This is a genomic window from Mesorhizobium sp. M7A.F.Ca.CA.001.10.2.1 (genome assembly GCF_003998575.1).
Taxonomy (GTDB): Bacteria; Pseudomonadota; Alphaproteobacteria; order Rhizobiales; family Rhizobiaceae; genus Mesorhizobium.
This window is the reverse complement of sequence record NZ_RZQY01000136.1, coordinates 1-11,156: the sequence shown is the minus strand read 5'-3', so window position 1 is coordinate 11,156 and position 11,156 is coordinate 1. Positions and strand designations below refer to the sequence as shown.

At 62.5% G+C, this 11,156-nt stretch carries 14 protein-coding genes; 5 read left to right on the top strand and 9 right to left on the bottom strand.

What is annotated here, in order from left to right:
* The 4 genes from EN964_RS11815 to EN964_RS11800 form a co-directional block, all read left to right on the top strand.
* Positions 1-426: DUF933 domain-containing protein (locus EN964_RS11815; RefSeq protein WP_127276384.1), on the top strand; the 426-nt coding region annotated here is incomplete at its 5' end.
* A 219-nt stretch (positions 427-645) separates the two neighbouring features.
* Positions 646-1,620, top strand: a complete 975-nt coding sequence (gene corA, locus EN964_RS11810; RefSeq protein WP_127270555.1) for a magnesium/cobalt transporter CorA — start codon at positions 646-648, stop codon at positions 1,618-1,620.
* 123 nt (positions 1,621-1,743) lie between these two features.
* Entirely contained in the window at positions 1,744-2,220 is a 477-nt protein-coding gene (locus EN964_RS11805; protein WP_127269625.1) for a MaoC family dehydratase, read from the top strand.
* On the top strand, positions 2,217-2,687 hold the full coding sequence (locus EN964_RS11800) for a MaoC family dehydratase (RefSeq protein ID WP_127269624.1): 471 nt from the start codon (positions 2,217-2,219) through the stop codon (positions 2,685-2,687). The genes EN964_RS11805 and EN964_RS11800 overlap by 4 nt, the downstream gene beginning before the upstream one ends.
* A gap of 164 nt (positions 2,688-2,851) precedes the next feature.
* Here the strand turns inward: EN964_RS11800 and EN964_RS11795 are convergent, their stop codons facing one another.
* The 6 genes from EN964_RS11795 to petA all read right to left on the bottom strand — a co-directional run bounded on the left by EN964_RS11795 (position 2,852) and on the right by petA (position 8,330).
* On the bottom strand, positions 2,852-3,397 hold the full coding sequence (locus EN964_RS11795; protein WP_013529989.1) for an adenine phosphoribosyltransferase: 546 nt from the start codon (positions 3,395-3,397) through the stop codon (positions 2,852-2,854).
* Between the two features lie 9 nt (positions 3,398-3,406).
* Positions 3,407-4,552: an alpha-hydroxy acid oxidase gene (locus EN964_RS11790; protein ID WP_127269626.1), complete on the bottom strand. Its 1,146-nt coding sequence runs from the start codon at positions 4,550-4,552 to the stop codon at positions 3,407-3,409.
* A 175-nt stretch (positions 4,553-4,727) separates the two neighbouring features.
* A complete protein-coding gene (locus tag EN964_RS11785; protein WP_127269623.1) occupies positions 4,728-5,423 on the bottom strand; it encodes a phosphatase PAP2 family protein in 696 nt (231 codons plus the stop codon).
* Between the two features lie 127 nt (positions 5,424-5,550).
* Positions 5,551-6,423 (bottom strand): cytochrome c1, encoded by an 873-nt coding sequence (locus tag EN964_RS11780; RefSeq protein WP_127270560.1) that lies wholly within the window; start codon positions 6,421-6,423, stop codon positions 5,551-5,553.
* A gap of 28 nt (positions 6,424-6,451) precedes the next feature.
* Positions 6,452-7,753 (bottom strand): cytochrome b N-terminal domain-containing protein, encoded by a 1,302-nt coding sequence (locus EN964_RS11775; protein ID WP_013529985.1) that lies wholly within the window; start codon positions 7,751-7,753, stop codon positions 6,452-6,454.
* A 16-nt stretch (positions 7,754-7,769) separates the two neighbouring features.
* On the bottom strand, positions 7,770-8,330 hold the full coding sequence (gene petA / locus EN964_RS11770; RefSeq protein WP_127276382.1) for a ubiquinol-cytochrome c reductase iron-sulfur subunit: 561 nt from the start codon (positions 8,328-8,330) through the stop codon (positions 7,770-7,772).
* Between the two features lie 312 nt (positions 8,331-8,642).
* Here petA and EN964_RS11765 point away from each other — a divergent pair, with 312 nt between their 5' ends.
* Positions 8,643-8,987, top strand: coding sequence for a cupin domain-containing protein (locus EN964_RS11765; RefSeq protein ID WP_127270961.1), 345 nt, complete (start codon positions 8,643-8,645; stop codon positions 8,985-8,987).
* A gap of 3 nt (positions 8,988-8,990) precedes the next feature.
* Here EN964_RS11765 and EN964_RS11760 read toward each other — a convergent pair whose 3' ends face one another.
* The 3 genes from EN964_RS11760 to EN964_RS11750 form a co-directional block, all read right to left on the bottom strand.
* Positions 8,991-9,302: a DUF6665 family protein gene (locus tag EN964_RS11760; RefSeq protein ID WP_127270963.1), complete on the bottom strand. Its 312-nt coding sequence runs from the start codon at positions 9,300-9,302 to the stop codon at positions 8,991-8,993.
* A gap of 1 nt (position 9,303) precedes the next feature.
* Positions 9,304-9,720, bottom strand: a complete 417-nt coding sequence (locus EN964_RS11755) for a GNAT family N-acetyltransferase (protein WP_245465203.1) — start codon at positions 9,718-9,720, stop codon at positions 9,304-9,306.
* 67 nt (positions 9,721-9,787) lie between these two features.
* Positions 9,788-11,156: ABC transporter ATP-binding protein (locus EN964_RS11750; RefSeq protein ID WP_164775787.1), on the bottom strand; the 1,369-nt coding region annotated here is incomplete at its 5' end.

Sequence of the window (11,156 nt, the reverse complement as noted above, 5' to 3'; positions counted from 1 at the left end):
GAAAAGATGGCCACCGCGCAAGGCGCCGGCACCGTGGTGATCTCGGCGGCGATCGAAGCCGAAGTCGCGCAACTCTCGGACGAGGAAGAGATGGAATTCCTGTCCTCGCTCGGCCTCGACGAGCCCGGCCTCAACAAGGTCATCCGCGCCGGCTACGACCTGTTGCACCTCATCACCTATTTCACCGCCGGGCCGAAGGAGACGCGCGCCTGGACGATCCATAAAGGCGACAAGGCGCCTCAGGCCGCCGGTGTCATCCACACCGATTTCGAGCGCGGCTTCATCCGCGCCCAGACCATTTCCTACAACGACTTCGTCACACTGGGCGGCGAAGTCGCGGCCAAGGAAGCCGGCAAGGCGCGCGACGAAGGCAAGGAATATGTCGTCCAGGACGGCGACGTGCTGTTGTTCAAGTTCAACACTTGATGCCCTGAAGCGGTCGAGAACATCCCGGCAAGCTGTCGGCGAAGTTCCTCGATACATGCTTCCAAGGCGACGGCGGCCATCCGCCCGACAGCCGCTTGTCTTGATTTTGTCACGTCACAGGTCTAAGCGGCAGACGCACGGTCGGCGCTGACGTCGAGAACCGTGCAATCCAACACGACGCGTCAATCCGAACGCACCCCCAGCAAGGGATATCAGGCGATGATCAAGGCCTTCGTCGTGGACAATGACCGCCTGCGCGTCGTCGACGATCTCCTGGCAAACAGCGAGACCATCGTCTGGGCGGACCTGTTCAACCCGACAAAGGAAGAGGAAGCGACGATCGAGAGCTGGCTCGGCGTTGCCATTCCGACGCGCGAGGAGATGGAGGAGATCGAGATTTCGAGCCGCCTCTATGTCGAGGACGGCGCCTATTTCATGACCGCCACCCTGCCCGCCCAGACCGAAATCGACGATCCCTTGATGTCGCCGGTTACCTTCGTGCTCGCCGGCACAAGGCTGATCACGGTGCGCTACCACGAACCGAAAGCTTTCAAGACCTTTCCGCAGCGCGCCGAAAAGGTGGCGACCGGCTGCACCAGCGGCGACACCATCCTGATCGGCTTGCTGGAGGCGATCGTCGACCGTCTCGCCGACATTCTGGAACGCGCCGGCCGCGACATCGAGGCGATCTCGCGCGATATCTTCGAGGCGCGGTCGACCAAGGTTTCCAAGCGCAACCGTGATTTCCAGGAGTTGCTGAAAGCCATCGGCCGCAAGGAGGACATTGCCTCCTCGATCCGCGACAGCCTGATCTCGCTGCAGCGCCTGGCAGGCTTCTTCGCCCATGCCTCGACCCGCACCAAGATGAGCAAGGACACCAAGGCGCGCATCAAGACGCTGTCTCGCGACGTGCTGTCGCTCGCCGACCACGCCACCTTCCTGTCGCAGAAGATCTCCTTCCTGCTAGACGCCACGCTCGGCATGATCTCGATCGAGCAGAACGCCATCATCAAGATCTTCTCGGTCGCCGCCGTCATCTTCCTGCCGCCGACTTTGGTCGCCTCGATCTACGGCATGAATTTCGACATCATCCCCGAGTTGAAATGGCAACTTGGCTATCCCTTCGCCATCGCCATGATGGTGCTGTCGGCGATCCTGCCCTTCTGGTACTTCCGCCGCCGCGGCTGGCTCTGAGTGGCCTTGTCGATCGGCGGCCACAGGCTGGCGCAGTAGAAATCGCTTGACCAAATGAACGCCGGCCTGCATCCGGAAACCCCGATCCTGGGGATCGTGGGTCGACAAGCCGGATTCCAGACCATGACTGCAGAGATAAAAACATGGGCCTATGAGGACTTCATCGAGGGCGCATCGATCGACCTCGGCTCGAAGCTCGTGAGTGCCGCCGAGATCGTCGAATTTGCCGGAGAATTTGACCCGCAGCCGATGCATCTCGACGAGGAAGCCGGCAAGGCCAGCATCCTCGGCGGGCTGGCAGCGTCGGGCTGGCACACCTGCGCCATGTTCATGCGCATGCTCTGCGACGCGTTCCTGCTGGACTCGACCTGCCAGGGCGCGCCCGGCGTCGATCAGGTCAAATGGAAGAAACCGGTCCTGGCCGGCGACCAACTGACCGGCACCCTGATGGTTGTTGCCAAGCGCCTGTCGAAATCGAAGCCGCAACTCGGCTTCGTCACCATGCGCAGCGAGCTGTTCAACCAGCGTGGCGAAAGCGTCTTCGAGCTCGAGAACTCGGTCATGTTCCTCACCCGCGATGCCGCGGGGAGCCAAGCATGACACTGGACGAGTTCTTCCGTATCGGCACCACCGTCACGCTCGGCTCGCACACATTCGAGCCCGAGGCGATCAAAGCCTTCGCCCGCAAGTACGACCCGCAAATCTTCCATATCGACGAGGAGGCCGCGAAAAAAAGCGTGCTCGGCGGCCTCTGCGCGTCTGGCTGGCACACGGCCGCGACCTGGATGAAACTCAATCTGGAAAACCGCATGGACGCCGAGATCGCTGCGTGGAGCGGTCCCGGTCCGGTGCCGGAATTCGGCCCCTCGCCCGGCTTCAAGAACCTGAAATGGCTGAAGCCGGTCTATGCCGGGCAAACCATCACCTTCACGCGCACCGCGCTGTCGCACCGCCCGATCGCCTCACGCCCCGGCTGGCGGCTTCTCGCGCTGCGTTCGGAAGCTTTCAATCCCACCGGCGACAAGGTGCTCGAGTTCGAAAGCGCCGTTCTGGTGAAGGTGGAGTAGCTTTTTCCTTCGCCCCGTTTACGGGGAGAAGGTGCCCGAAGGGCGGATGAGGGGCGGCGCCAGCGTTGGTGTCTTAAACTCGACGGTCGTACTTACCCTCACCCTGCTCCGCTCGCGTTGCTCGCTTCGCTTCCCTCTCCCCGTAAACGGGGCGAGGGAGAAACCTAATGCCCTTCGAACCCTATCAGCGTTCTGACCGGCACGCCGAGCGCCTCCAGCTTGGCGCGGCCGCCGAGGTCCGGCAGGTCGATGACGAAACAGGCGGCGAGGATGTCGGCGCCGATCTGGCGCAGCAGCTTGACCGCCGCTTCCGCGGTGCCGCCGGTGGCGATCAGATCGTCGACAAGGATCACCTTCTCGCCCGGAGCAACGCCGTCCTTGTGCATCTCCATCTCGTCCAGGCCATATTCCAGGCTATAGGCGACGCGCACCGTCTCGTAGGGCAGCTTGCCTTTCTTGCGGATCGGCACGAAGCCGGCCGAGAGCTGATGGGCGACGGCGCCGCCAAGGATGAATCCACGTGCCTCGATGCCGGCGATCTTGTCGATCTTCTGGCCGGCATAGGGATGCACCAGTTCGTCGATGGCGCGGCGGAAGGCGCGCGCATTGCCGAGCAGGGTGGTGATGTCGCGAAACAGGATGCCTGGCTTGGGATAGTCCGGAATGGTACGGATCGCGGCGAGCAATGTGTCTTCGAGGGAGGATTTCATGGGTCGAGATTACCTGAAACGGAGGTTCTTGCGCGACAATTGTTCGATCGAACTGCAGCCCATCAGCTTCATGCCACGTTCGATCTCGACCCGCATCTGCTCAAGGGCCCGTTCGACGCCGGGCTGGCCCGCCGCCGCGAGCGGGAACAGATAGTAGCGTCCGACACCGACGGCCTTGGCACCGAGCGACAGCGCCTTCAGCACATGCGTGCCGCGCTGCACGCCGCCATCCATGATGACGTCGATCCTGTCGCCAACGGCATCGACGATCTCGGCAAGCTGGTCGAACGCCGCCCGCGAGCCATCCAGCTGCCGCCCGCCATGGTTCGACAGCACGATGCCGCTGCAGCCGATGTCGACGGCGCGTCTTGCGTCCTCCACCGACATAACGCCCTTGAGACAGAACGGACCCGACCAAAGCTTGACCATCTCGGCGACATCGTCCCACGTCATCGACGGGTCTAGCATCTCGGTGAAGTAGCGGCTGATCGACATCGTGCCGCCGCCCATGTCGACATGCTCGTCGAGCTGCGGCAGCTTGAACCCCTCATGCGTGAAATAATTGATCGCCCAGGCCGGCTTGAGCGCGAACTGCGCCATTCCGGCAAGGTTGAGCTTGAAGGGAATGGCAAAGCCGGTGCGTTTGTCGCGCTCGCGATTTCCTCCGGTGATGCTGTCGACGGTCAGCATCATCACCTCGACGCCGACCGCCTTGGCGCGCTGCATCATCGCCCGGTTGAGACCGCGATCCCGATGGAAATAGAACTGGTAGACCTGCGGGCTGCTGCTGATGCTGCGCGCCTCCTCGAGGCTGACGGTGCCAAGCGACGAGACGCCGAACATGGTGCCATACTTGGCCGCGGCCTTGGCGACCGCGCGCTCGCCCTGATGGTGGAACAGGCGCTGCAAGGCGGTCGGCGAGCAATAGAACGGCATCGCCAGCTTCTGGCCCATGACCGTCACCGACATGTCGACCTCGCTCACCCCGCGCAGCACGTTGGGAACCAGATCGCAGGTCTCAAAGCTTTCGGTGTTGCGGCGGTAGGTGACCTCGTCGTCCGCCGCGCCGTCGATGTAATTGAAAATCGGCCCCGGCAGTCGCCGCTGCGCCATCCGCCGGAAATCGGAAAAGTTGTGACAGTCGCTGAGCCGCATCATCGAGTTCCAAAGGCCATGGCGGGACGAGCTTCTCGCCACCGTTCGATGCGTCGAATATCAACCTGATGCTGCTATGCCAACGGACTAATTGCCGAACTTCCGCCTCAGCACTGGCGCAGACGGAAAAGGAGCGCCTGAAGCGCCCCTTCCCGTCTGATCCGGCCGACAAAGATTACATGCCGAGATCGGAACGAAGCTCGGCTCTGGCCACTTCATATTCAGCCTTGAAGTCGTCCCGGTTGAGCAGGACCGCGGCAATGACGCTGCCGGAAATCCTGCCCATCTCGACATCGGACGCAAAATGGATGCCGCCAACCACGCGGTTGTGGGCGTATTCGCTCGCACGTGCCATGATCTCGGCGCGCTTTTCCGGAACCATGTCGGACAGAATGATGCCCATCATCGTGCCGACGGTGGCGTGTCCGGAAGGCCAGGAACCGGAGTTCGACAGCTTGACCGCAGGCTTGACGAGATCGCTGAGCTGATGCGGGCGCGGGCGCTTCCAGACATCCTTGGCCGGATCGACGACAGCGCCTTCGGTAGCCACCACGCGATCGAAGAAGGCGCTGAATTTCGGCAGCGTTTCCTTGTTGAATTTCGGCCCCATGACGTCGGCAAAGCGCCAGACATTCTCCTCGGCATCGGCCACCGCGCTGGCGACCATCTCCGGTGTGCGCGTCACCTGCAGCGTCAGCACCTCGCCGAGTTCGGCCTTGGTCTGTGCCGAATCGTTTGCCGGCGGCGGCGGCAGGATCATCGTCAAGTCGACATCCTTGTTGGTGACGAAGGGCTGGGCGTCTTCCGCTTGCGCGGCCGAGCCGATGATGAGCAGCAACAGGCCTGCCGCGATCGATGCGTATCTTTTCATGAATGCGATCCTTTGATGAGAGCAGCACAGGATCGCCGGATGCGGTGACGGCCATGTGACATGACCAGCCTCCGGAAATGCAAAAGGGCGCCTCTCGGCGCCCTTCGCGATCACTTGATTGTGTGGCTCAATGCGCCACGCCTTCCCACACCTTGCGCTTGGTGAGATAGACCAGAGCGCCGAACAGAAGCAGGAACACTAGCACGCGAAAACCGGTCTTCTTGCGGTCTTCCATATGCGGCTCGGCCGCCCACATCAGGAAGGCGGAAACGTCGCGGGAGTACTGGTCGACTGTCTGCGGCGCGCCGTCATCATAGGTCACCTGGCCGTCGGACAGCGGGTTGGGCATCTTCAGCGACACGCCCGACATGAAATAGGGGTTGTAGTGGGTGCCTTCCGGGATGACCATGCCGGCAGGCGGTGTCTCGTCGTAGCCTGTCAGCAACGAGTGGATATAGTCGGGGCCGCCCGCGTCATACTGGGTGAAGATGTCGAAGACGAATTGCGGAAAGCCGCGCTCGACGCCGCGCGCCTTGGCCAGCAGCGACATGTCGGGCGGAGCAGCACCACCATTGGAAGCGGCGGCCGCTTCGTCGTTTGCGAACGGTGGCGGGAAGTGGTCGGACGGCTTGCCGGGACGGTCGAACATGTCGCCGGCATCGTTGGGACCGTCATGGATCGTGTACTCGGCCGACAGCGTCTTGATCTGCGCATCGGAATAGCCGAGGTCCGACAGCGTGCGGAACGCCACCATGTTCATCGAATGGCAGGCCGCGCAGACTTCCTTGTAGACCTTGAGGCCTCGCTGCAGCTGCGCCTTGTCATAGGTGCCAAACGGGCCGGTGAAGCTCCAGTCCATTTCCTTCGGCTCGTGGATCGGGAAATGCGTCGGCGCGGCGGCGTTGTGCGCCTCTTCGGCGGCGATCGCCCAAGTGCCTGCCGACCCGATGCCGACGGCCACGAGGCCGACCAGCGCCAGCGAGGTGAGAATCTTTTTCATGCCAAATCCCCTTAGATTCTCTACCCGCTCAGCCTTTGGTTTCCGGCGCCGCCGTAGCGCCCGCCGGATGTCCGCTGCCGCCCTTGTTCTTCTCGAGGACCGCCTCGGTGATCGAGTTCGGCAGCCGTCGCGGCGTCTCGATCAGGCCGAGCACCGGCAGCGCGATCAGGAAGAAGGCGAAGTAGAACAATGTCGCCATCTGCGCCATGAACACATAGCTGCCTTCGGCCGGCTGCGAGCCCAGCCAGCCAAGCAGGATGGCATCGGCCACGAACAGCCAGAAGAACAGCTTGTACCAGGGCCGGTAAACGGCCGAGCGTACCTTCGAAGTGTCGAGCCACGGCACCAGGAACAACATGACGATGGCGCCGAACATGCACAGCACGCCGCCGAGCTTGGAGTTGATCGGCCCGACATTGAAGGTGATGGCGCGCAGGATCGCGTAGAACGGCAGGAAGTACCATTCGGGCACGATGTGGGCCGGCGTCTTCAGCGGGTTGGCGACGATGTAGTTGTCGGGATGGCCGAGATAGTTCGGCAGGTAGAAGACGAAATAGGCGAAGAAGAACAGGAACACGATCATGCCGAACGCGTCCTTGATGGTCGCGTAGGGGGTGAAGGCGACAGTGTCGGTCTTCGACTTGACCTCGATACCCGTCGGGTTCGACTGGCCCACGACATGCAGCGCCCAGATGTGCAAAACGACGACGCCGGCAATCATGAACGGCAACAGATAGTGCAGCGCAAAGAAGCGGTTCAGCGTCGGGTTGTCGACGGCAAAGCCGCCGAGCAGCAGCTGCTGGATCCAGTCGCCGACCAGCGGAATGGCGCTGAAGAAACCCGTGATGACGGTGGCACCCCAGAAGCTCATCTGGCCCCATGGCAGCACGTAGCCCATGAAGCCGGTCGCCATCATCAGGAGATAGATGATGCAGCCGAGGATCCACAGCAGCTCGCGCGGCGCCTTGTAGGAGCCGTAATATAGGCCACGGAAGATGTGGATGTAGACGGCGACGAAGAAGAACGAGGCGCCGTTCGAATGCATGTAGCGCAGCAGCCAGCCCGAATTCACGTCGCGCATGATCTTCTCGACCGAGCCGAAGGCGAGATTGGTGTCGGCCGTGTAGTGCATGGCCAGCACGATGCCGGTCAGGATCTGCGCCACCAGCATGATCGACAGGATGCCGCCAAACGTCCAAGCGTAGTTGAGGTTGCGCGGCACCGGATAGGCGACGAAGCTGTCATAGACCAGCCGCGGCAGCGGCATGCGGGCGTCAAACCAGCGTCCGAGACCGGTTTTGGGCGTATAGGTCGAGTGTCCCTCGCTCATCGAAATGTCCCCTGCCTCAACCGATAAGGATCTTGGTATCGGAAATGAACTTGAATACCGGCACCGCCATGTTCTCAGGCGCCGGGCCTTGGCGGATGCGTCCGGCCGTGTCGTAGACCGAGCCGTGGCAAGGGCAGAACCAGCCGCCGAAATCGCCTTCCTGGCCGAGCGGAATGCAGCCGAGATGGGTACAGACCTGAACCATCACCATCCAGGCTTCCTTGCCGGGCGTGGTGCGATTGGCGTCGGTCGCCGGTGCATCGGCCGGCAGATTGGCGTTGCGGGCGATCGGGTCCTTGAGATCGGCCAGCTTGACGGCCTCGCCGTCCTTCATTTCCTGTTCGGTGCGGTTGCGGACCACGACCGGCTTGCCGCGCCATTTGACGATCAGCGACATGCCCGGCGTCAGCGAGGCGACGTCGACTTCGACGGAAGCGAGCGCCAGCGTCGAGGCATCGGGGCGCATCTGGTCGATGAACGGCCACGCGAAGGCACCCGCGCCGACCGCTGCGGCCATGCCGGTGGCGACGTAGAGAAAATCACGACGGTTGGGATCCTGGGTGTCGGTTGCGCTCACGGGTGCCTGATCCTTTCGCCTTTCCGTGCCGGTGGCTGAGCCTTGTTCCCCGCTCAATTACGCCAACCCGACAGCGCATGGCGAACAGGCTTGCGAATTCCTCCGGCATTTGGACTTCGGTTTATGCGTGAAGCCCGTTTTTGTCCAGACGGGTGAAGGCACAAGGGCAGATTGTCGCGGGGACAAAATCCGCCACCGCTCAACGCGACGCCGGATAGCCGCCAAACATCGCTAAACAACCGGGAAACAACCGCAAATCCGACGCCCCTGTTCGGCTCGACACAAGGCGCCAGCCGGGTCTATCCTTGTATCATGGCACACGTCATAGACCGCGACACCTGGTCTGTTCGCTCCGACCATTGGAAGGGCGAATTGCAATGTGGCGCCTACGGCTCCAACTCCTGCCTGATCTTCAACTATTTGCCTGGCGTCGGCGGCGGCCCCCGCCTGCACACGCATCCCTACGCGGAGATCTTCATCATCCGCCAGGGCACCGGCCTGTTCACTGTCGGCGACCAGGAGATCGAGGCATCCGCCGGCCAGATCCTGATCGTGCCGCCCAACACGCCGCACAAATTCACCAATCTCGGCCCAGGCCCGCTGGAAACGACCGACATCCATGAAAACGGCAGCTTCATCACCGAATGGCTGGAGTGACCCCTATTTCGCGCCGAGCCTGGCCAGCACCGCTCTCGGGATGTTGTATTCACGAATGACGGCATCGTGCTTGCGCAAGCCGCACAGCTCGCGCTGGATGAAATAGCCATGCACCGCCTCGGCGGCATCCTTGAGCAGCCGGGGGCGCAGTTGCTCGTCGGCATTGTCGCGCAGCCTGGCCAGCGTTTCCTCTACCCGCTGGCCGGCGCGGCCGAGTGCTGCCGCCTTTTCCGCCAATATTTCATGGCCGAGCGCGTCGAAGGCGGCTTCGGCGGCCGAGCCGCCGGCAAGATGAGATGGCGGACGCAAGGACATTTCAGTCTCCTTTCGCGAAAACCATGCGGTGAGTGACGAATTCTTCGCCTTCCACGTGCGTAAATCCAAGCCGTGCGTAAAAACCAAAAGCCTCTTGCGGCGCGCGGGTGTTCAGCGCGGCGAAATGGTGACGTGCCCTGTCGATAACGGTTTCGATCAGCATCCGGCCAAGGCCGGCGCGACGGTGACGCGCACTGACGAACAGGTGCCGGACCCGGCCGTGGTCCCTGGCCTCGAAATAGGGATCGATGTTCAACCCGCACACGCCGGCGAGTTCCCTTCCATCCCAGGCTCCGTACAGCGCCTCGCCCCGTTTCAGGAACTTGTTGCGGCCACTTGCCCAGCCATCCGCCAGGCGCACCAGCATCCAGTAGCCTTCCTGCCGGCTCTCTTCCTTCAGCGTGTCGAAAGCCGGCATGGTCGGCCGGAGCCGCTTGAGAACGTAGCCGACCTCTGAGATGGCGCCTGTTGATCCACCCATGGAGCTACTCCGCCGGGCGTGTCTCTTCGAGCACGCTGTCCTCGTGATAGAGAAAACCGCCGGACTGCCGCTTCCACAGCCGCGCATAGAGCCCCTCGAGTGCTACCAACTCGTCATGCGTGCCTTGCTCGACGATGCGGCCACCGTCGAGCACCACCAGCCGGTCGAGTGCCGCGATCGTCGACAGCCGGTGGGCGATGGCGATGACCGTCTTGTTTTCCATCAGCCGCGTCAGATTCTCCTGGATCGCCGCCTCGATGTCGGAATCGAGCGCCGAGGTCGCTTCGTCGAGGATCAGGATCGGCGCGTCCTTGAGGAAGACACGGGCGATAGCCACGCGCTGGCGCTGGCCGCCTGACAGTTTGACGCCGCGCTCGCCGACAAAGGCTTCGTAGCCGGCGCGGTCCCTGTTGTCGCGCAAGGTCAGGATGAACTCGTGCGCCTCGGCCTTTTTCGCCGCCGCGATCACCTCCGCATCGGTCGCGTCAGGCATGCCGAGCTTGATGTTGTCGCGCAGCGAACGGTGGAACAGCGCCGTGTCCTGGCTGACGACGCCGATATTGGCGCGCAGCGAATTCTGCGTGACTTTGGCGACATCCTGGCCATCGATGGTGATCGACCCGCTCTCCAGATCGTAGAGGCGCAGGATCAGGTTCGCGAGCGTCGTCTTGCCGGCGCCAGACGGTCCGACCAGCCCGACCTTCTCGCCCGGCTTGACGACAAGGTCGATGCCGTTCAGCACGCCGAAACCTTTGCCGTAATGGAACTCGACGTTGTTCACCTCGATACGACCGCCTGCCACCACGAGTTCCTTGGCGTCGGGCGCATCGATGAGGCCGAGGGGCTGCGAAATCAGCGCCTTGGAGTTCTCCAGCACGCCGAGGTTTCGCAAGATGCTGTTGAGCTGCATCATCAGCCGGCCGAGCAGCATGTTGAGCCGCAGCACCAGCGACAGCGTGAAGGCGACCGCGCCGACGGTGATCGAGCCCTCGACCCAGAGATAAACGGCAAAGCAGCCGATCGCCGTGATCATAATGCCCGACAGCGTCGTCAACGCCATGCGCACGCCGGTCAGCCGGCGGGTGAACGGGCGCAATGCGTCGAGGTAGATGTCGAAACCGTTCCTGATGTAGCGGTCGTCGCCGTCGGCCGAGAACAGTTTCAGCGTCTGCACGTTGGAATAGGAATCGACGATGCGACCGGTGATCATCGAGCCGGCCTCGGCGGTTTCCTCGGCATGCTTGCGGATTGCCGGCAAGTAGAGCTTGGCCAGCCAAGCGAAAGCGGAAATCCAGATCACCACCAGCACCGCCAGCCTGAGATCGAGGCCTGCGACCAGCGCCAGCGTCGTCACCGTGTAGACGATCATGAAC